Origin of the sequence: Trichococcus pasteurii, assembly GCF_900112935.1 — a bacterium.
Taxonomy (GTDB): Bacteria; Bacillota; Bacilli; order Lactobacillales; family Aerococcaceae; genus Trichococcus; species Trichococcus pasteurii.
Genome location: NZ_FONM01000025.1, coordinates 1 through 19219, shown reverse-complemented (window position 1 = coordinate 19219; position 19219 = coordinate 1). Strand labels below are relative to the sequence as shown.

At 41.8% G+C, this 19219-nt stretch carries 22 protein-coding genes and 2 pseudogenes; 18 read left to right on the top strand and 6 right to left on the bottom strand.

Annotation, left to right across the window (positions count from 1 at the left end; translation table 11 throughout):
• The first annotated feature begins 146 nt into the window (after positions 1-146).
• Complete coding sequence (locus BM184_RS14160) at positions 147-563, top strand: NusG domain II-containing protein (protein WP_370684631.1); 417 nt, start codon at positions 147-149, stop codon at positions 561-563.
• Between the two features lie 71 nt (positions 564-634).
• Here the strand turns inward: BM184_RS14160 and BM184_RS14155 are convergent, their stop codons facing one another.
• Positions 635-2032 (bottom strand): sensor histidine kinase, encoded by a 1398-nt coding sequence (locus tag BM184_RS14155; protein WP_086943874.1) that lies wholly within the window; start codon positions 2030-2032, stop codon positions 635-637.
• Positions 2029-2715 carry a response regulator transcription factor gene (locus BM184_RS14150; protein WP_086943873.1) on the bottom strand — a complete coding sequence of 229 codons (687 nt, stop codon included), beginning with the start codon at positions 2713-2715 and terminating at the stop codon, positions 2029-2031. Before BM184_RS14150 ends, BM184_RS14155 begins: the two co-directional genes overlap by 4 nt.
• 333 nt (positions 2716-3048) lie before the next feature.
• On the opposite strand from BM184_RS14150, the gene BM184_RS14145 reads away from it, so the two are divergent.
• Positions 3049-3615 (top strand): adenylate kinase, encoded by a 567-nt coding sequence (locus BM184_RS14145; RefSeq protein WP_086943872.1) that lies wholly within the window; start codon positions 3049-3051, stop codon positions 3613-3615.
• Between the two features lie 161 nt (positions 3616-3776).
• On the opposite strand, the gene BM184_RS15340 is transcribed toward BM184_RS14145, so the two are convergent.
• Positions 3777-3953, bottom strand: coding sequence for a hypothetical protein (locus tag BM184_RS15340; protein ID WP_177208687.1), 177 nt, complete (start codon positions 3951-3953; stop codon positions 3777-3779).
• Between the two features lie 311 nt (positions 3954-4264).
• Between BM184_RS15340 and BM184_RS14140 the strand changes: the two genes are divergently transcribed.
• From BM184_RS14140 to BM184_RS14100, 9 genes and pseudogenes are all read left to right on the top strand, one after another.
• Positions 4265-4954, top strand: coding sequence for a hypothetical protein (locus tag BM184_RS14140; protein WP_086943871.1), 690 nt, complete (start codon positions 4265-4267; stop codon positions 4952-4954).
• 20 nt (positions 4955-4974) lie between these two features.
• A complete protein-coding gene (locus BM184_RS14135) occupies positions 4975-5214 on the top strand; it encodes an SHOCT domain-containing protein (protein ID WP_068561768.1) in 240 nt (79 codons plus the stop codon).
• 198 nt (positions 5215-5412) lie between these two features.
• Positions 5413-5694, top strand: a complete 282-nt coding sequence (locus BM184_RS14130) for a hypothetical protein (protein ID WP_086943870.1) — start codon at positions 5413-5415, stop codon at positions 5692-5694.
• A gap of 282 nt (positions 5695-5976) precedes the next feature.
• Entirely contained in the window at positions 5977-6576 is a 600-nt protein-coding gene (locus BM184_RS14125; RefSeq protein WP_086943869.1) for a YdhK family protein, read from the top strand.
• A gap of 78 nt (positions 6577-6654) precedes the next feature.
• A pseudogene (locus BM184_RS14120) lies at positions 6655-6984 on the top strand (HAD hydrolase family protein); the annotation flags it as partial.
• 311 nt (positions 6985-7295) lie between these two features.
• Positions 7296-7661, top strand: a complete 366-nt coding sequence (locus BM184_RS14115) for an ArsR/SmtB family transcription factor (RefSeq protein WP_086943896.1) — start codon at positions 7296-7298, stop codon at positions 7659-7661.
• Between the two features lie 14 nt (positions 7662-7675).
• The gene (locus tag BM184_RS14110) at positions 7676-8287 is read left to right on the top strand and encodes a CadD family cadmium resistance transporter (RefSeq protein ID WP_086943868.1); all 612 of its coding nucleotides are present in this window, start codon (positions 7676-7678) and stop codon (positions 8285-8287) included.
• Positions 8288-8327: 40 nt separating this feature from the next.
• Positions 8328-10514, top strand: a complete 2187-nt coding sequence (locus tag BM184_RS14105) for a heavy metal translocating P-type ATPase (RefSeq protein WP_086943867.1) — start codon at positions 8328-8330, stop codon at positions 10512-10514.
• Positions 10515-10736: 222 nt separating this feature from the next.
• On the top strand, positions 10737-11294 hold the full coding sequence (locus BM184_RS14100; protein ID WP_086943866.1) for a recombinase family protein: 558 nt from the start codon (positions 10737-10739) through the stop codon (positions 11292-11294).
• A gap of 328 nt (positions 11295-11622) precedes the next feature.
• Here the strand turns inward: BM184_RS14100 and BM184_RS14095 are convergent, their stop codons facing one another.
• Both BM184_RS14095 and BM184_RS14090 read right to left on the bottom strand, forming a co-directional pair.
• The gene (locus BM184_RS14095) at positions 11623-12600 is read right to left on the bottom strand and encodes a 1-phosphofructokinase family hexose kinase (protein ID WP_086943865.1); all 978 of its coding nucleotides are present in this window, start codon (positions 12598-12600) and stop codon (positions 11623-11625) included.
• Positions 12597-13358 carry a DeoR/GlpR family DNA-binding transcription regulator gene (locus BM184_RS14090; RefSeq protein ID WP_002328090.1) on the bottom strand — a complete coding sequence of 254 codons (762 nt, stop codon included), beginning with the start codon at positions 13356-13358 and terminating at the stop codon, positions 12597-12599. Before BM184_RS14090 ends, BM184_RS14095 begins: the two co-directional genes overlap by 4 nt.
• A gap of 359 nt (positions 13359-13717) precedes the next feature.
• Between BM184_RS14090 and BM184_RS14085 the strand changes: the two genes are divergently transcribed.
• Genes BM184_RS14085 through BM184_RS14065 form a run of 5 tightly spaced genes read left to right on the top strand, consistent with a single transcriptional unit; the run spans position 13718 to position 16988 of the window.
• Positions 13718-14176 (top strand): PTS sugar transporter subunit IIA, encoded by a 459-nt coding sequence (locus tag BM184_RS14085; protein ID WP_086943864.1) that lies wholly within the window; start codon positions 13718-13720, stop codon positions 14174-14176.
• A 20-nt stretch (positions 14177-14196) separates the two neighbouring features.
• Positions 14197-14496, top strand: coding sequence for a PTS sugar transporter subunit IIB (locus BM184_RS14080; protein ID WP_086943863.1), 300 nt, complete (start codon positions 14197-14199; stop codon positions 14494-14496).
• A 44-nt stretch (positions 14497-14540) separates the two neighbouring features.
• On the top strand, positions 14541-15938 hold the full coding sequence (locus tag BM184_RS14075) for a PTS galactitol transporter subunit IIC (protein ID WP_086943862.1): 1398 nt from the start codon (positions 14541-14543) through the stop codon (positions 15936-15938).
• A gap of 19 nt (positions 15939-15957) precedes the next feature.
• Positions 15958-16233 carry a hypothetical protein gene (locus tag BM184_RS14070; RefSeq protein WP_002328094.1) on the top strand — a complete coding sequence of 92 codons (276 nt, stop codon included), beginning with the start codon at positions 15958-15960 and terminating at the stop codon, positions 16231-16233.
• A gap of 2 nt (positions 16234-16235) precedes the next feature.
• Positions 16236-16988 (top strand): class II aldolase/adducin family protein, encoded by a 753-nt coding sequence (locus BM184_RS14065; protein ID WP_002328095.1) that lies wholly within the window; start codon positions 16236-16238, stop codon positions 16986-16988.
• Between the two features lie 140 nt (positions 16989-17128).
• Here the strand turns inward: BM184_RS14065 and BM184_RS14060 are convergent.
• Positions 17129-17607, bottom strand: a pseudogene (locus BM184_RS14060) (recombinase family protein); the annotation flags it as partial.
• 400 nt (positions 17608-18007) lie between these two features.
• Between BM184_RS14060 and BM184_RS14050 the strand changes: the two are divergent.
• On the top strand, positions 18008-18619 hold the full coding sequence (locus BM184_RS14050) for a helix-turn-helix domain-containing protein (protein ID WP_086943860.1): 612 nt from the start codon (positions 18008-18010) through the stop codon (positions 18617-18619).
• Positions 18620-18768: 149 nt separating this feature from the next.
• Positions 18769-19026: a helix-turn-helix domain-containing protein gene (locus BM184_RS14045; protein ID WP_086943859.1), complete on the top strand. Its 258-nt coding sequence runs from the start codon at positions 18769-18771 to the stop codon at positions 19024-19026.
• Positions 19027-19219 lie beyond the last annotated feature (193 nt).

The window sequence follows — 19219 nt, the reverse complement described above, 5'->3', positions numbered from 1 at the left end:
CTTTCCGATCGAACAGATAGTCGAATTGCGAATGAGACCTCTTTGGAACAGATTCAAAAAGAATTTGCCAGAGATAATATTACGGAAGCAGAGTACTTGAAGAGAAAAAAACAGTTAGAGTAAACGAGAGAAAAAGGGGGAGAATCATGATTAAAAAGTATCGCAGAATGGTGAAACCTTTTGATATCATTATTGTCTCTTTTCTGTTTGTTCTATCTTTTTTACCGACAATGATCTTCGCCGTTGAAACTGCGCACATAGAAAAGAGCAAGCTGTATGCAGTTATCTCGTTCAACGGCGAGGAAGTGGACCGCTTCCTCCTGACCGGAAATGAGAAACAGCGGCTTATCACCTACTATCCTGCTCCCGGGAAGTATAATATTATCGAAATTGATGGGGAGCGGATTCGTGACAAATCGGATAACAGCCCCCAGCAAATCGCCGTGAGGACAGGGTGGATCCAATCACTTGGACAAACCAGTCTAAACTTACCCCACCGCATGCTAATTGAGATTGTATCCGATAATCCGACAGAGGCGGAGATTGATGTCCTTGCACGATAAGAGAATAGACCACTGAAAAAAGTACTCCAACCCTATTTAATTAGTTGGAGTACTTTTTTATAAACCCTATTTTATTTTGCCTTGGGAAGATTGATTGTAAATGTTGTACCTTTCCCATAAATACTATCTACGGAAATAGTCCCTTGATGCGCATTCACAATGCCTTTTACAATGGAAAGGCCTATTCCTTGCCCCCCTAGTTTACTGTTTCGGGAGGGCTCCGCCATATAGAACCGTTCAAATATTTGGCCCACCTCTTCCGGAGGGATACCTTGTCCGTTGTCGATTATCCGAAAGGAAGTGGTGCCTTTACTTTGCGAAACGTAAAGGTCGATTCTTCCTCCCGAAGGGGTAAACTTAATGGCATTTGCCAACAGATTAGTTAAGACCTGATGAATTTTGTCCCGATCCGCAGAAATAAACACGCGATCACCACTAACGGAGCAGTTGAGTTTATTTTCAACCAGCATGGGTTGGAAATTGTCCACGATTTGCTGGGCTAGTTCCGTAAGATCAAAGGTGGTTTTCTGTAGTTGAGACTCCTGACTTTCGAGTTCGTTGATCCGATCGATTTCTCCAATCAGACGCGTAATTCGGCTTATCTCTTCATAACAACGATAGAGCCGTTCTTCAGATATTTCCCATACACCATCTATCATGGCTTCAATATTCCCTTTCAAGGTCGTCAAAGGCGTTCTGATTTCATGGGCAATATCGGAGGACAAACGGTTTCGGATCTTCTGTTGGTGTTGAAGTTGCAAAGAAAGATCATTCACTGATACCAGCAGGTCATCAATCTCCCGGATTCCTGTTTCTTCCAGAGAAAGACTGCTGTAACGCCCTTTGGCAATTTCCTTGGTGAAATCATTGATTGTGACGATAGGAGAACTAAGCTTTTTGGCCACCAGTAGCGCAAAGAAGAGGGGAATGAGGAGCGAGATAAGAGCCACCAGAACCACGGTACTCTTCATACCGGAAATGAAGAGAGCGTCATGTTGTGTATAAGCGTGGGGGCTCACTGATTGGACCTCCAGCGTTCCAATTTCTTCGGCACCATCATGGAGGGTAACGCGGGTTTGTAGGTAGTCGCTCTCTATATCCCATACCGTTTTCTCCATATGCAGGAGATGGTCTTGCATCTGGGTCTTCGCCTCTTCTTCCTCAGAAGGAGACGGCTGCCATAAAAGTTGCCCATCCTCGTCGTATATCTTCACAATCACTGCCTGTTGGAGAGCATTTCGCCCAACACGCTGAATTGCTTGCGAATTTTCTTCCCAGGTACCGTTTTGTTGATAGAGATTCTCTAAATCAGTGCTGTATTCTTCCAACTCTGACTCCTGTCTCTCCCTGACATAGTCAGAAAAGTGGCTCTCTAGTAAGTTCAGGGTTATCCAGCTGAAGGCTCCTACCAGAATAAAAGAAAGCGAAACGAAGGAAAGGAGAAGTTGCCACTTTATTGTTCGCTTCATTTTTGACCACCAAATCGGTATCCCTCTCCATAGATTGTCAGGATATAGTAGGGGGTTCGCGTATCATCATCTTCTATCTTTTGTCGCAGGTTCTTAATATGGACATCAATAACTCGATCTGTTCCGTCAAAATCTAATCCTTTTACGACCTGCAAGAGCTGTTGCCTAGGGAAAATCTGCTGAGGATGTGACGCCAGAAGAGTCAGCAACCTGTACTCAGTTGGCGTTAGTCCCACTTCTACGCCCTTTTTGAATACTTGCTTGTTATCGGGATAGATTTCCAATAAACCACCGTCGAAGGACCATTTCACCTCTTGGGGTTCCGGATGTGAGCGCCGCAGTACAGTCTGTACTCGGGCCACAAGTTCTTTTGGGCTGAAGGGTTTCGTCATATAATGGTCCGCGCCGATTTGCAGTCCGCTCAGGATATCCTGTTCCGTTGTTCTGGCCGTCAGTATGATCACAGGGACGCTGGAGGATTTTCTTATTCTTCGGCAGACCTCAAGACCGGAGATATCCGGCAGCATGAGGTCCAGGACGATGAGATCCGGCCGGATGGTTTCGGCTTTCCGCAAGGCTTCTTCTCCGTCCATGGCTCTGACTACTTGGTAGTTTTTAGCAACCAAGTACGCCTCTACAATCTCCAAAATGTTTTCCTCGTCATCTACAATCAAAATTTTCATATGTTTTCCCTCCATCATTCACACGATTGATTCTGTACTACTAAAAATTGTCCCACCGCACCATCTTTCCTGAGCAATGCACGATGGTAGTTTTCCAATATTGCTGAATTGAGTTTACCTTTTCATTGTGTGGGTTTTATGGAGTAGAAGATGTCCTATTGTTTTTAAAGAAGCAGTAGGAAAAGTTCTGTCGGCCTATTAATGCCTTTAGAACTACTGCAAATATTTGTTTTTTTGTTTCTCCATACGCCCTACACAATCATGCGGTATCTTAGTAGTGAATGGTTGTGTACGATCCGATAGAGGCATAATGCAGATAAGGAGTGTTAGAAAATGAATATCATTATAATGGGAATGCCCGGCGCTGGAATGGGAACCCAAGCGAGGGAAATCGCAGTTACCTATCAGATTCCGTATATCTCTACAGGTGAAATCTTCCGATCTTTCGCTGAGATGGGTAGTCCGATCGGTCTAGAAGTCAAAACATTCATGGATATGGGAAAACTAGTCCCCGATAGATTGGTCAATAAACTCCTCTGGGATCGCATGGGAGAGGATGACATGAAAGAGGGTTTCATTTTGGATGGATATCCGCGAACGCGTCAGCAAGCGGAAGCGTTAGAAGCATATCTGGAAAGCAAAAGACTGTCGCTGGATGTTGTCCTCTATCTGGCTGTTGGGAAAGAGGTCTTACGGAAAAGATTAGAAAAGAGGATCGATTCGCCTTGGTCAGAGGATAAATCAGAAGTCATAGAAAGACGGCTACAAGTGAGTGAGCTCGAAATGGAAGCACTGACGGGTTTCTATCAGGAAGCGGGAATCGTTTCTATGGTCAATGGCGAACAAAAGCCCGACATTGTATTCGAAAAGATACAAGAAGTTCTTCAGTTTCATTCTTAATGAGGATTCGTTCTAATCCAGAAGATAATCTTTCTATTAGGCTCTCCAAGATTACGAGCTATTGGGTGAATGCCCTGATGAAAAGGTAGAAATCACGAAAAAAAAAGCATGGAGACTTTTGTCTGCATGCTTTTCCTTAAGGTTTATTTTTTTTACCACTGTTAAACATATTCGATGATGCCGCGTTTAAGAAGCTCTTTCCTCAAAGCCTCATTTTCTACCCGTAATCTTTTTACATCTGCGCTTAAAACAGAATTATGTTTACGAACTGCACTTAGGATTACCATCGTCAAAACAGGAATCAGTAGTACTAAAATGATAAATAGAGTTGTTTGCATAGTCTATGTCCTTCTTTCTGGATTGTTTTTTTTAGATTTCATAGTCATAGCATACTAGGTGATTATGTAGACTGTATGAAGAAGCAAAACTCCATTAAATCTACACATTGCTCCGGTATATTAGGGTTAACAAATCCTCAAAGTATGGATAAGTAGTAAGAATTGGCGTTTAGTAAGTGAGGGTACTAATTAAAAATGTAGAGGCGTAATTGATGCCATGGATTTCAGTAAGCACAATTTATCCAATTTTCTAAAGACGAGGTGCCGATTCAAAATCGCTTTAAGGCTTACCGAAGAAAGAAGGCAGGGATATGAAAAACAAGCATCAATTAGTGTGGGGTGTGATCCTGTTTGGTGCGCTTGCTGTATTGATTGTTTACAGCAGCGGGTTGTTTTTGCTGGCAAAAAATGCGGGAACAGACGTTTATACGCAAGGGTTTTACAACAGCGGCATGATGGGTGGCAGAGTCAACAGCAACCAGAACAGCAGTGGCGAGAAATTGACGCCGGATCAGATTTTGTCGGATGTCGAAAATTATTTGAAGGGCTATGGAAATAATCTTCAAGTGGCAGATATTTTTGTCTTCACCGATGCGGATTACTACGTTTCGGTGGAAGAGAAAGATACCGGCAGAGGGGCCATGGAATTCTTGGTCAATCCTTATACGGGACAGATCTACCCCGAGCCGGGTCCCAACATGATGTGGAATGAGAAATACAGCATGATGATGGGAGGATCCTTCCGCTACAATGCGAATGCAACGGATACGGCAACTGTGAACCGAACAGAAGCAGTCAAAATTGCGGATGATTTTGTGAAGAGTCAGTTGGGCGAAGCTTTTTCGGTTCCGGGTGAGGGGCACGCATTTTATGGTTATTACACTTTTCATATCAAGGAAGACGACAAAGTAATCGGGATGCTCAGTGTCAATGACCTTACCGGAGAAGTCTGGTACCATGATTGGCATGGCGATTTGGAACAAGTGATTTCTGAACATTAACAGAAAGAGGAGTGGGAAAAATGATGAATTATTATGGTTATGACATGATGGGCGGTTGGGGAATTTTCATGATGATTATCCTGGTAATCTTAATCGTTATTATCGTATACGCGGTGATGAAGCTAGTCCAAGGAGGCAATAATGCTGGCACAACTTCAAATGGCCGGGATGAGGCACTTGAAATCCTTGATCAGCGTTATGCAAAAGGAGAATTATCAGACGAAGAATACCAACAAAAGAAGAAAATATTGAAAAGTTAGTTGGGTAAGTCTGAAGTTTCATGCTCGAACTGAGTTTTCTCAAAAATATATTCCGGAAATGAACTATTCATATCAAAAAGCCAAGATCATATACAAATCTTGGCTTTTTGATATGATTTTTTTCTACATAAAATCAACACATTCATATATTATTATAAAAACAGAAACATAAAATAAATCAAAGCAAGGGGATAAATTATGCACCACCATGAAAGTAAAGAAGAGAAATCAGGAACGCATAAACACAGTCCATTACATCATATGATCCATATGATTATTTGTTGTGGCCTACCAATACTGATTATAGTATCAATACCATTTATTGCTAAATATAATCTCGGACTTGCTACTATATTAGGAGTTATTGCGCCATTTATATGCCCCATTATGATGGGAGGAATGATGCTATCAATGCTAGGTGGTAAGAAAAAGGAAAACTGTTGTTCGAAAAAAGAAAGTGATACTGTATCGGAAGAGTGAGCGATTTTTTTGTAGGAAGCCATTAAAGCATCTAAAAATTGAAGGAATAGTTTTTAAATAAAAAAGTGGGGCCCAAATAATGGCTACGAATTAATGCGACATTTTTTTGGATACCGATTGTATGCATCTGATTGTGCTGTACTTGACTACTAAAAATGAACCTATAGCCCTTACTAGGTAAATTGATTATAAGACTAATTATTTGACTATTGAAAAAAGGAAAGACAGAATGTGTAATGTAGAGTACTTTCGATAATAGTCCCTAAAGGAGGGTAATGAAACATGTATAAAAACCGATTGATAAAAAGTATCCTAGGTCTTTCTACATTAGTATTATTGGCCGCATGTTCTATTGATCAAGATGGAGACGTAGATTCTGAGTCCGTGGGAAATATTTCATCAGATATAGAAAGTATTGCTTCTACTTCGAATATGGGTGAAATGATGCATGATGATTCTGGAGAAATACCAGAAGGATTACTAGCAGCAGAAAATCCAACATATCGGATAGGGGACATTGTTACCATCAATTCAGACCATATGACAGGAATGCAGGGTGCAGAGGCTACTATTGTAGGGGCATTCGACACTACAGTTTACGAAGTATCTTTCAATCCAACTAATGGCGATCCGCGAGTAACCAACCATCAATGGGTTATCCAAGAAGAAATAGCTGAAACAAAAGATGTCGAAGAACCACTGGAACCTGGTACGGAGGTTACGTTGGAAGCGAGTCATATGGAAGGCATGCAAGGGGCAACTGCCACGATAGAATCAGCAGAAGACACTACCGTATATATGGTTGACTTTGAGCCTACCACAGGGGAAGAAATGGTCAGGAACCATAAATGGGTAACAGAGGCTGAACTATCGCCTAATTAAATGGCACCTTTGATGCCATCATTCAGAATAAGCCCACCCACTATCTAGAATTTAAAGACTTAGCTGATAGGTGTGGTCGCCATGGTGGGCGATGGTGTGAACGATGCCCCAGCCCTCGTGAATGCCGATATTGGAATCGCGATGGGAGAGGGTACTGATGTTGCGATTGATGTCTCGGATCTCGTTTTGATGCAAAACAATCTAGACAGACTAGTCCAATCCCACAGATTATCTAAAAAGATGAACAAAGTGATTTGGCAAAACATCTACTTCTCCATGGCAGTCGTGGTCCTCCTGGTTACCGTTAGCCTTTTAGGTTTGACGGATATCGCGATTAGCGTCATTGTCCATGAAGGAAGTACAATCGTTGTGATCCTAAATGGACTCCGCTTGCTAAGGTCTCTCTAATCCAACTATAAACATTATCGAGGAATCTAATTGCTTACATCGAAAAATAGCCGTGAATCTGCCTTCTGGCAAAATCACGGCTATTTTTCGATATAGGAATCCGAGAAATTTTGGAGAGAACGGCTCCTCACACGACGAAGTAAATACAACAGAGTAAGGCTGGATGCTCTGAAGAGAAACCAGGTCCTCACTCACTTCTTGGCAACAATTAAAATAGTTATGGAAAATTGGAGCAAATGCTGATATACTTCATTCAAATGAACGTTTGAATGATAAAAAAGGGGGGGAGAAGGGTGAATAAAATCGACAAGATGGACATAGATGTTTGTAGTGTCACGGTTGTCCATGAGGAAAAGGTGAATTATATTATAGCTGAACTCCAAGGGAAGGATTTTGCGAGCCTATCAGTACTAAGCAAATGTCTGGGAGAGACCTCCAGAGTCCAGATTCTTTATGCCCTGGCCACCTATAAGGAAATGTGCGTGTGTGATCTAGCGGCCATTATTGATGCAAGTATGGCCACCACTTCCCATCATTTGCGGTTTTTGAAAAAAAATGGCGTAACCACCTCCTATAGAGAAGGGAAGATGGTCTACTATTCGCTGGCCAACGAAGAAATAGTGACTTTTATTCGCTCGGTCTTAAGAGTGGGAGAAGACTTGCAACTTATATCTTAGATGGGAGCGCACCTATGTTACAAACAATTATATCTGCCCTTGCGGTTTATGTTTCTACCAGTATTGATTATCTCCTGATCCTCATGATTATCTTCTCTCAAAGCAGCACGAAGGGGAAGATGAAGGAAATCGTTGGGGGACAATACCTGGGAACGGGAATGCTCGTTGCGTTCAGTTTATTTGCAGCTTATGTTTTAAACCTCATTCCTGAAGACTGGATTATTGGTTTGTTGGGATTGATTCCACTGTACTTAGGAATTCGGATTACTTTCAAGGGAGAGCAGGATGAAGATGAAGAGGAAGTGCTTGAAAAAATGGAAGCAGGAGGGGGAAACCGATTATTTTGGACGGTAGCCCTGATTACCGTGGCTTCCGGTGGTGACAATCTAGGTATTTATATCCCTTACTTTACATCACTAGCTGGAATTGAAATTGGTGTAGCGTTAATTGTTTTCGCCATCTCTGTGGCGATCCTTTGCTATATCAGTTACAGATTATCAAAAATTACCTTGATATCAGAAACAATCGAGAAGTATCAGCGGGTGATAGTCTCGCTGGTTTTTATTGGATTAGGAATTTATATTATGATGGAAAATGGCACCATTCAAACCCTGTTGGGATTATAGAGAAAGCCATTCAAACTAATATTCAATAAGGAGAGACGCAATGGACGAGAACAAGAAACAACACGAATGGATCCTCGATGGGATCGATTGCGCTAATTGTGCTAATAAAGTAGAAAGAGGCGTTGCGAAGGTGGCAGGTGTGGCCAACAGCAACGTGAACTACATGACCCAAACCTTGCGCTTCGAGGTGACCGGGGAAAGGGAAGAACTCGTCTTATCTCAGGTGAAACAGAAAGTTAACGCCTTGGAGCCTGGCATAACCCTGCGGAATAAAGCGGATGGCACAGTAATCGGAGGAAGCAGCCGATCAGAAACTCCTCCGGTGGCTGTTTCCGAGGCTTTGCAACAAATGGATTTTGAAACAGCAGTTGAGAAAGATGAAGAAGACGAATTAAAGACGGCCGTCATCCGCTTGTTACTCGGGTTCACGCTCCTGCTGGCTGGAATATTCCTGCCACTGGAAGGATGGCTTTCCGTTACTCTGTTTGTGATTGCCTATTTGGTTGTTGGCTATGATATCGTTTGGCGTGCCTTTCGCAACCTTTTCCGGGGGCAGCTATTCGATGAGAACTTCCTGATGACAATTGCAACACTAGCTGCCTTCTATGTTCAGGAGTATCCGGAAGCCGTTGCGGTTATGTTGTTCTATCAGGTAGGGGAACTGTTCCAAGATGTCGCCCTTTCGAAATCCCGTCGCTCAATTGCTGATTTGATGGATATCCGTCCTGATTATGCGAATTTGGTAACTGAAAATGGTACCCAGAAGGTCGCCCCGGAAACCATTAAAGTGGGTGATCTCATACTTGTCCGTCCTGGAGAAAAAGTGCCGTTGGACGGGAAGGTAGTGGAAGGGACTTCCGCCATGGATACATCCGCCTTGACCGGGGAATCCGTACCACGTAGCGTGAACCCGGGTGACTCCGTCCTGAGTGGCTTTATCAACCGCAACGGGGTTCTGAAAGTAGCGGTGGAGAAGCCTTTTGCGGAATCAACCGTCAAGAAAATTTTGGATTTGGTAGAGAATGCGAGTGGACGAAAGGCACCGACCGAGCAATTTATCACCAAATTTGCTCGCTACTATACCCCGGTTGTCGTGGTAGCAGCGCTCTTGTTGGCCATTGTGCCACCGTTGGTGCTCCCGGGAGCTACTTTCGATGAATGGATTTACCGGGCAGCTATTTTCTTGGTTATTTCTTGTCCGTGTGCCCTGGTTGTCTCCATTCCGATTAGTTTTTTCGGCGGAATCGGAGCCTCTTCACGGAAGGGCATACTAGTGAAAGGAAGTAATTACCTGGAAGCTCTAAATGACTTGAAGTACGTGGTGATGGATAAGACCGGCACTTTGACGAAAGGGAAGTTCGAGATAACAGCGATTGAACCCGAGAAAGGAATCAGTGCGGAAGGATTACTGGAAGTGGCTGCGCATGCCGAAGCCCATTCCACCCACCCGATCGCGGATTCCATTAAAGAAAAATATAAAAAAGAGATCCAGGAAGAAAGAATTACCACCTATAACGAGATTCCCGGACACGGTATCGAAGCCACCATCGATGGAAAAAATATATTGGCTGGGAATGCTCGTCTGATGGAAAGGTTTTCTGTGAACTTCGAGGAAGTAACCGAAATCGGGACAATTGTTTACCTGGCGATAGAAGGGAAGTATGCTGGGTACCTCTTGATTGCGGATGCCATTAAGGAGGATGCCGCCGCCGCGATCGCCAGCATGAAGGAGCTTGGAATCAAGCATATCATTATGCTGACTGGCGACTCGAAAGCAGTAGGGGACGCAATCGCCCAGAAGCTGGGGATTACAGAGGTCTACAGCGAGTTGTTGCCGCAAGATAAGGTGACAAAGTTCGAAGAAATCCTCTCACGTAAAAAGAAAAATGAGAAAGTCGCCTTCGTGGGGGATGGAATCAATGACACCCCCGTTCTAGCCCGTTCGGATATTGGGATTGCCATGGGGGGATTGGGGTCAGATGCAGCCATTGAGGCGGCTGACGTGGTAATTATGGACGATAAGCCTTCCAAGATTGGGGTCGCCATGCTGGTGGCCAAGGATACCCGTCGCATTGTATGGCAGAATATCTTCTTTGCCCTCGGAGTGAAGGGACTGTTCCTCCTTCTGGGAGCTTTCGGGGTTGCCACCATGTGGGAAGCGGTTTTTGCAGATGTCGGCGTGACGGTAATAGCCGTTCTCAATGCTATGCGGATTTTAAAGAAATAGATTTCCACGATTCGATCAGGAAACAATAAAATTAGCCAATAACGTCAAAATGCATTTGATCTTTCAGATGCGTTTTGACGTTTTTGGTTTATGAAGGTTTTCAAAATTATTTTAGTACACTATCACCAAAACTCAAGAGTATTGACTATGCTTCCTTGCTCTAGTAAAATCAAGGGATACAAAGGTGTCATAACTTATAGTCAAAAGTGAGGTCAAAAAAAGATGAAATATGGTTACGCACGGGTGAGTACTCGCCAGCAAGATTTGGAAGGGCAGCTGCGTCAACTCGAGGAGGAACGCTGCGACCGGGTCTACTTCGAAAAAATTACCGGAACAAAAAGTGATCGTCCCGAATTTCAAAAACTCCTTCAGGAAATCCAGACAGGGGATACTTTGGTTGTGACGAAGCTGGACCGCTTCGCTCGCAGTACACAAGACGCATTGAACACGATCAAGCTCTTATTTGAGAAGGGTGTGCGGATCAATGTGCTGAATCTAGGAATTATTGAAAATACGTCAACCGGAAGATTGATCTTCACGATTTTCAGCGCTTTTGCGGATTTTGAACGTGATTTGATTGTAGAACGTACACAAGAGGGGAAAGAGTTGGCTAAACAGAAACCTGACTTCCGGGAAGGGCGACCGAAAAAATTCAGCCAGCAACAAATCAATCTCGCCATGAATCTACTGAAGAATCATTCCTATAAAGAAGTAGAGAAAATGACCGGCATAAGCAAGAGTACTTTGACCCGCCACAAGAGGGCTACCTTGGTCCAGTAGTGTATCATTCATTATCGGATTATTATAACTAGGTTCAATAGTGAAGTGTTTATTTATCAAGTTTTCAACGCCCCACTGGTGGATGCCATCTGACTATCCGAAAAGATACGGTGGAAAATGGGAGGTAGAGCACAAACAGGATGCGCTTCAAAAGGGTGGCAACTGAAAAATTAGAATAGAAAAATAAATAAAACTGCCCTAAACCCAGTGTGATTCATTTCTGGTTTTAGGGCAGTTTTTTCTGGATAAATATTTTGAATTGGAGAAATCGAGATTAATCTTATTTTAAGTAAATTGTACAGCATCATACTGTAAGTTACTATATTGTTTATCCTATTGCTTTTGTGGGTTCAAATTTATACTGTTTCACTTGGATTTGATTCATAAATAGTTCTACATCGTGTTTATTGATTACCCCCACTTCAGCATGCTGAGCATTGGACATGCCGCAGGCCATTGCGTACTTCAGGGTGTCTTCAATTGAATATTTTTCTTCGAGTGCATAAGCAAATCCACCTACCGTTGCGTCTCCGGAACCTGTAGGATTTATAATGTCGATCGTAGGTATCTCAACATTATAATAGATGTCTCCTGCTTTGAACAAAGCTCCTTCCGCGCCGCATGAGACCATGATGTAATCAATGTCATTGAAAAGAGAATGGGACATTTCATGTATAGCTACTTCCTTTGATGGAATTGATTTTCCGATCAATTCACCCAATTCATGGATATTCGGTTTGATGAATGTAGGTTTGTACTCGTCGCTTTCCAATAGCGATAATAACTGCTCCCCAGAAATATCCATTAAAACCGGTATCTCGTTGCTGATTTCAGTTCGGATATATTTAAGGAGATCCTTGTACAAGTGTTTGTTATTGGAATTGACGGAACCATTGATAGTTATGACAGATGCATTTTCTTTATTTAGTTTCTCTTTGATTTCATTCATTAAGTGGAATGCTTGTTCATCGCTAACCTCGGGACCGCTTTCAACAATCTCTGTATGAACATTGCCATCATGCATAACCGTGATGGCGCGACGTGTTTCTTCTGAGACAGGCAGCATCATTAACTCAAATAAATTTTCATCTTTTAAATCTCGCCCTACAATTTGTCCGAGATCTCCCCCGAGGAAGCCGGAAATAATGACTTTGGCCCCGGAAAGGGATGCTGCTCTGCCGGCGTTTATCCCTTTCCCTCCAATTGATTTTCTGGGCGTTTGAAAACGATTGACTATGCCCGGGGAAAAGTGATCAATGAAGTACGCGTGATCTAGTGAAGGGTTCATCGTTACAGTAATAATCATTTTGCATGCTCCTTTAGAATAGTAGTGTACTGACTATAATGATCAAAAATCTCTTTAGAAATCTTTTCATCGGTAATCAAGTAATCAAAGTCGTTCAAGTTACAAAAAGTGTAGATATCAGAAACGCCGATTTTTGAACTGTCGGCAACAACACATTTGATTTTGGCTTTTGCAAGTGCAGCATTCTGGACAGCCCCTTCGACAAACTGAGCCGTTGTGACATTGTTGTCGATGATACCGTTAGTTGCAGCAAATGCGATATCGATATTCAAACTTTCGAAGGATTTAATGGCTACCTCACCAACAAACTCTTCAGTAACAGGGGAGAACTCTCCACCAGTCAAAATAATTCGATAATCCGTATGCTCCCGTAAATACATGAAAGCGATTAGACTGTTGGTGATGAAAAAAAGATTTTTCCGATTAATCAATTGAAGTGCATAAAGAATAGTTGTTCCGGCCCCTACGAAGATAGTGGAATTATCCTGGATGATTTCGTTCATGACTTTCCCTATGTATTTTTTTTCATCTATATTTGCATGGATTTTTTCTTGGGTGCTGAGTTCTTTTCTTTGAGAATCAAGCTTTTCTGCACCGCCATACAATTTTTTGAGTTTGTTTTCCTTTGACAGTTCCGTTACGTCTCGTCGAATAGTCATCTCTGAAACCTCTAATGCATCAGCAATTTCTACAATTGTTAGATAAGAATGTTCTTCTAGAAGTTCGAGTATTTTATTTTGCCGTTCTTTTTTCAACATGACAGTTCCTTCTTTCTTAATCCGAAGTGTTCTACTTTGTTCGAACTTTTTGCTTTGACCTTATTATATAGATACTCATCTTCTTTTTCAATAGAAATATTTGAGTATTTTGAAGAGGTCGAACAAAAAAAGTGCTTTAATTGTGACTCGGTGTTCTTTTAAGATTAAGAAGAACAAGAAAGCATCAAAAGAATAACAAAGTAAAATAAAGTCAATCAATAATATCGGAAAATTAAAAAGAAACCGTTGACAAAGTGTTTGGAAGCGGTATATACTAAGCGTGTAAAACAAAGTTAAACTTTATCGAACTTAAGATTAACTTTGTAGAACAAAAACGTTCAAATATAAGAGGTGAGAGAATGAGCTACAAAGATATGTTTGATGCGAATTGGGTAGATTTAAATATTCAAGCCGCTACGGAGGAAGAGGCGTTTGAGTTGGTTGCGGCAAAATTGATGGAAACGGGAGTGGTAAATGCTGGTTATTTAAAAGGTATAACCGAGAGAGAAAGGAATTTTCCAACCGGATTGATAACACAGCACCTGAATATTGCTTTGCCGCATTCTGATCCAGAGTACGTGAATAAACCATTCGTTTTCGTTGCGCGTCTGACGGATGAGGTTGTCTGTCGGCAAATGGGTGACAGTCAAGAAATGCCTGTCAAAGATCTATTCTTCCTTGGTATCAAGAATGGTAAGGAGCAAGTAGGGTTGTTGCAAGCTTTCATGAACTTATTTATGGATAAGAAGTTTGTGGATCAGTATAAATCGACTGTATCGACAAAAGATGTATATCAGTTATTTGTTAATAATATCTAATTATATAGGAGGTAATTATTATGAAAAAAAGATTGATTGTGGCGTGTGGTAGTGGGGTAGCAACAAGTCAAACCATTGCAAGTAAGATTGCAAATATGTTTGAGGATGATGGCATCAATTTTCCTGTTGATGCAGTAGATTATAAGTCTATTCAAAATGAGTTACCATCAACAGGCATCTATGTTTATGTTGCTCAGCCTGATGAAGATGTCCTAGAAAAAGCGCAAGAATTAGGTGTAGCTGTGTTCCCAGGGATTCCTTTTCTCACTGGAATGGGTGTAGATAGTATTTATTCGCAGATTTGTGAATTAGTGAGATAAAAAGGCGTTCATAAACTAAGAAATTGGAAAGAAGGTATTTAGAAATGCAGATCTTTCAAGATGTCATTAACTATATTTTAGGTTTAGGTTCCGCTGTTTTCGTACCGCTCATTATTTTGTTGCTAGGACTACTATCTGGGATGAAGTTTAAAAAGGCATTTGTATCGGCGCTGACTTTGGGTATCGCATTTAGTGGCATGTCAATGGTTATAGGGTACATGTCCAATGCCGTAAGTCCGGCATCTGAAGCGCTGGCGACAAATACAGGAATTAATCTCCCAGCTCTGGATCTAGGTTGGACCGGTGCGGCAAGTATTACTTGGTCTTGGGCATATGCGTTCGTATTTTTCGCTGTGACTATCGGTGTTAACTTTGTGATGCTGATATTGAATTTAACTAAGACACTAAACGTAGACATGTGGAATGTTTGGGGGAAAGCTTTGACGGCCTACCTAGTTTACTATGTCTCTGGAAGTCTTGTAGCCGGATTTATTACTGCTGCTATTCAAGTAGTGTTGGAATTGAAGTTAGGAGATATGTTCCAAAAACATATCCAAGATTTGACAGGTATACCACTCGTTACCGTAACCCACTTTATGACTTCAGCTGCAGTGTTATTGTTGCCACTTAATATGTTAATGGATAAAATTCCATTCTTCAACAAACGCGCAGACACAAATGCATTAAAGAAAAAAATTGGTATCTTCTCTGAAAACTCGGTCATGGGCTTCATCATCGGGTTGGGTCTTGGGTTTGCAGCAGCGTATGGAGTTTCTGGTTCTTTGAACTTGGCGGTCCAAGTCGCTACAGCCTTAGCGTTGTTCCCAATGATTTCTAAATTGTTCATGCAGTCTCTCTCGCCATTGGCTGATGCAATGTCAGAATTTATCAAGAAAAGATTCAAAGATCGCGAAGTATATATCGGACTGGATTGGCCGATTCTTGCAGGCCGATCAGAAGTATGGGTTACAGCAATTTTGTTAGTTCCTGTTTTTATCGGGTATTCAATCATTTTACCTGGAAATGAAGTGTTGCCGCTAGCGGGAATCATCAACTATTCCATTGCTGTAGGTGGATTATTGCTAACTGGTGGTAACTTGGCACGCATGCTTGTTTTAGGTGTCCTTTCAATGCCGATTTATTTGTACAGTGCAACTTACTTAGCTCCTGTCTTGAGTGGCTTGGCTCAGGAAACGGGTGCCGTTGAAGGGATCAAAGAAGGGCAATTGATTACATGGTCTTCAATCGAAGGTCCCGAGTTCCGAATTCTTTTTGCAGAGGCTTTTGATAAGAATGTCTTAGCGATTGTAGGATGTGTCGTGTTCCTAGGGTTATTCTTCTTGCTGAATCGATACATGAACAATGCGAAAGTTCCGAGTGAGCGTTACGCAGAAGATTCAAAAGTTGCTGTTTCTGCGAAGATGCCTACAGACAGAGTCTAGAATTAGAGGGGGATTGACCGTGCGTCACAAGAAAGAAGAAGTCGAAAAAATGAAATGGATGGGATTACTATTTCTTGCCCTTGCACTATTCCTGATTGCGCTCTCTACGAAAATATATGCGCTAAACATCTTTGTGATCGGGTTATCCCTGTATATCTACGACAAAGGGGATCGCATCTTATTTAAAGAGTATAACGAATATCGAAACAGAAAAATAGAAGACGTCGAAGTAGTGCGAGAAGCAACCATAACCGCGCTGCAATCAAAAAAATTATTTAAGATGAAGGAGGAATAAAAATGTCAGACGGACGTATGATATTTGAAAGAGAAAGACAAGACATGGCGAATATTATTAAGGTGATTTTCCAGCGTAAGAATACCAACGTAGCAGGTGGCAATTTCTCTTTTAAGACAACAGACGAAAATGGGAAAGAATACATTATCATGACACCCACTATGATGTCTGAAGCGTATCTCGGAGAAGTTTCTCCAGCGCAAGTACTTGTCGTTGAGCCGCATACAAGAAGGATTATTGATGGTGTCGGTAGCCTGACACGAGAAATTAATATGCATGAGGCTGTCTATGATGCTAATCCAGAAATCAAAGCAGTTCTTCATGCTCATGCCCCAAATGCAATGTTTTGGGCTACAACCGGACTCCCAATGCCTAACTTGACTGAAGCTACACAAAAAGTAGGCCCCGTTCCTGTTATGGATTTTGAACCGAACTGCTCAGAAGAACTAGCGGCTTTGACCAGCGGGTATATCAAGATGAATGATTTGCCATTGCCACACATGTTGTTATTGGACAGCCATGGAGTACTGATCAACGCGAAGGGTGCAACCGGAAGTGAAGCAATTCATAAGGCCTTGCAGATTCTCGACACAGCTGAATGGAATGCAGAAATCGCCTATAAACAAGCTGTGTTCCAAGCGTTAGGCATTACAGATGGGTTCTATTCTAAAGGGAAAAAAGTAGGCACTTTAGAAGAACTGAAAAATAAAGTGTCTATCTATAACAAAGCGAAAATCGCTGCTGGCGGAGACTAGAACTCTACGAAAATATAGTAGATTGCATAAAACTGCATGAGACTGAAGGGGTGCCTCTTAGTCTCATGCAGTTTTTTTATGGTTGACAATATCTGATCTGTTTCTGGTCCGAAAAAGTGATTAGGTTGTATGTGTCACCTCCCTCTATCGATCAACGTCTTCATAAGTTCCAAATCACGTTTGCTCAACTTTTCCGGGCGGCCGCCAAATCTTCCTCGTGCCCGTGCAGCTGCACGGCCGGTTGCAGATCGTTCCAGAATTAGATTTCGTTCAAATTCCGCAAACGCCTCAAACAAGTGGAACATTAATTGGCCAGTCGAACTTGATTTATCCATCGCAATCTTTTCTTGTAAGCTATGAAAGCTAACGCCACGATTATTCAAACGATTGACGATCGTAATCAAGTCTCCCATATTCTGCCAAGCCGATCTAATCGCCACACAACGAGTGTATCCCCTGAATGAAAAAATTCAATCGCTGTTTCTAATCCCGGACGATTACTCTATTCACCACTCGTGTGTCCTGTAATAACTTTCTAACAGCCAAATTTTTCCAGCCTATCTTCCTGTAAATCCAAATTCTGTATACTGGCAGTAACACGTGTATATCTAATCTTCAAAAAATCTCCCATTTTTTATTGTACCCTATCTTCAGCCATGGCGATTAATTGGACATAGAATTTATAACGGGTTTATGGACACATATTTCAGATTATTTAGAGAAAAAGCATGCCAAAATAGGAGTATCCAGAAATGAACCATTTTCTGGACACTCCTTTTCCTTTTCCAACACGCGCGAAAGTAGCAATTTTTCAATCTGCTCACCTGTCCGTATTCCAGCGGGCGGTAAAAACCAATTACAAAAGTTACCTTGAAAAACCTACGACTGCCCCTCTCCCCTTCATAATAGACAGCTGCCTATTAACGACAGAAAAATCTTTTTAGAATCCTCTATCTTCTTTTTATCTTTACTTTACTTTGAAATATGGTAAAGTAAAGATAAATGAGAGGGGGAGTCACATGTTAAACGTCTCTGAAGTACTCACCATTCTTGAAAAAGAAGGCTTCACAAATTCTAGACAAGTGGTCTTGCGTTGGATTCGTCAAGGAGACTTGCCAGCTGTACAAGAATCCAGAAAAACAGGCTATCAGATAGAACAATCAGACCTCGCTGACTTTATCGCCAGGAAAAAAGAAGCAGATGCAAGCACCGAATCCGATGAACAGACAACCGACGACTATCAAGCAGGCTACCAGGCAGCCATAAAAGATCTGTTGGAGAAAGCTATGGTGAGTGGGTCCGGAGACCTTTTTCTTTTCAGGAAAAATGCCAGTATCCCGATCCATTTAGCTGATTTCAAGGAAATGGCTGCAAGAAATTTCAGCACCGGGAAGAACAATCCCTTCTACCAAACTGCGATCAAGAATCTCTTTCACCCCTTCGGACGGAAGACACCGGAAAACGTCATCTATGTCTATCCTTTGGGGGATTATTATAAACTGGCCAATCTGATCGTCAGTAAAGAAGAATTGTCTGATTTCATGAAAGAGATGGCGTTGGAAGGTGCCAGTCTTTCAGATGTTTTCGCGCGGCTTTATCTTTACTATCTGACTTCAGGTAAAGTAAAGTAAGAAATATTTCCATTGATTCAGACAAAAGGGTGTTTTGAGGACGCTTTATCCCTCTATTCAGTAAAAACACTTCTGAAATAAGGCATTTTGAGGTGATTTCAGATTTAGTTTGCCGGTAAGTCATCAATAAGAAACGAAAGGGTGATTTTATGATTGATTATCATTACCAAACTTTCCTGGTTTTAGCTGATTGCTTGGATTATGCAAAGACGGCTCAAGAACTTTGCTTATCCAAACCAGCAGTCACGCAGCATATCCACTATCTCGAAACTGATCTTGAAGTTAAATTATTCCAGAATCAGGGCGGGAATTTGGTTCTGACCAAGAAGGGGCAATTACTGAAAAGCCGTTTGGTCATCATCAATGACCACATTGATGATTTATTACGCTCATTGGCCAGCAAATAGCTAAGGGGTAGTCAGATTTAACTGGATTTTGCCATTATAGACATTTTTGTTTAACAAGATGCGGTATAATACAGGTGGTAATTATTTCGCTGATACTGTGTCAGCGTCAAGTAGAATTGAACAGTTAACGCCAATTAATTTTGAACACTTTCGCTCACAAACATGCTCTGGCGATGCTTCATACGGTAGCTGG

Coding starts and splice junctions, on each gene's coding strand:
- BM184_RS14160 (WP_370684631.1), top strand. CDS start 147: ATGATTAAAAAGTATCGCAGAATGGTGAAACCTTTTGATATCATTATT.
- BM184_RS14155 (WP_086943874.1), bottom strand. CDS start 2,032: ATGAAGCGAACAATAAAGTGGCAACTTCTCCTTTCCTTCGTTTCGCTT.
- BM184_RS14150 (WP_086943873.1), bottom strand. CDS start 2,715: ATGAAAATTTTGATTGTAGATGACGAGGAAAACATTTTGGAGATTGTA.
- BM184_RS14145 (WP_086943872.1), top strand. CDS start 3,049: ATGAATATCATTATAATGGGAATGCCCGGCGCTGGAATGGGAACCCAA.
- BM184_RS15340 (WP_177208687.1), bottom strand. CDS start 3,953: ATGCAAACAACTCTATTTATCATTTTAGTACTACTGATTCCTGTTTTG.
- BM184_RS14140 (WP_086943871.1), top strand. CDS start 4,265: ATGAAAAACAAGCATCAATTAGTGTGGGGTGTGATCCTGTTTGGTGCG.
- BM184_RS14135 (WP_068561768.1), top strand. CDS start 4,975: ATGATGAATTATTATGGTTATGACATGATGGGCGGTTGGGGAATTTTC.
- BM184_RS14130 (WP_086943870.1), top strand. CDS start 5,413: ATGCACCACCATGAAAGTAAAGAAGAGAAATCAGGAACGCATAAACAC.
- BM184_RS14125 (WP_086943869.1), top strand. CDS start 5,977: ATGTATAAAAACCGATTGATAAAAAGTATCCTAGGTCTTTCTACATTA.
- BM184_RS14115 (WP_086943896.1), top strand. CDS start 7,296: ATGGACATAGATGTTTGTAGTGTCACGGTTGTCCATGAGGAAAAGGTG.
- BM184_RS14110 (WP_086943868.1), top strand. CDS start 7,676: ATGTTACAAACAATTATATCTGCCCTTGCGGTTTATGTTTCTACCAGT.
- BM184_RS14105 (WP_086943867.1), top strand. CDS start 8,328: ATGGACGAGAACAAGAAACAACACGAATGGATCCTCGATGGGATCGAT.
- BM184_RS14100 (WP_086943866.1), top strand. CDS start 10,737: ATGAAATATGGTTACGCACGGGTGAGTACTCGCCAGCAAGATTTGGAA.
- BM184_RS14095 (WP_086943865.1), bottom strand. CDS start 12,600: ATGATTATTACTGTAACGATGAACCCTTCACTAGATCACGCGTACTTC.
- BM184_RS14090 (WP_002328090.1), bottom strand. CDS start 13,358: ATGTTGAAAAAAGAACGGCAAAATAAAATACTCGAACTTCTAGAAGAA.
- BM184_RS14085 (WP_086943864.1), top strand. CDS start 13,718: ATGAGCTACAAAGATATGTTTGATGCGAATTGGGTAGATTTAAATATT.
- BM184_RS14080 (WP_086943863.1), top strand. CDS start 14,197: ATGAAAAAAAGATTGATTGTGGCGTGTGGTAGTGGGGTAGCAACAAGT.
- BM184_RS14075 (WP_086943862.1), top strand. CDS start 14,541: ATGCAGATCTTTCAAGATGTCATTAACTATATTTTAGGTTTAGGTTCC.
- BM184_RS14065 (WP_002328095.1), top strand. CDS start 16,236: ATGTCAGACGGACGTATGATATTTGAAAGAGAAAGACAAGACATGGCG.
- BM184_RS14050 (WP_086943860.1), top strand. CDS start 18,008: ATGTTAAACGTCTCTGAAGTACTCACCATTCTTGAAAAAGAAGGCTTC.
- BM184_RS14045 (WP_086943859.1), top strand. CDS start 18,769: ATGATTGATTATCATTACCAAACTTTCCTGGTTTTAGCTGATTGCTTG.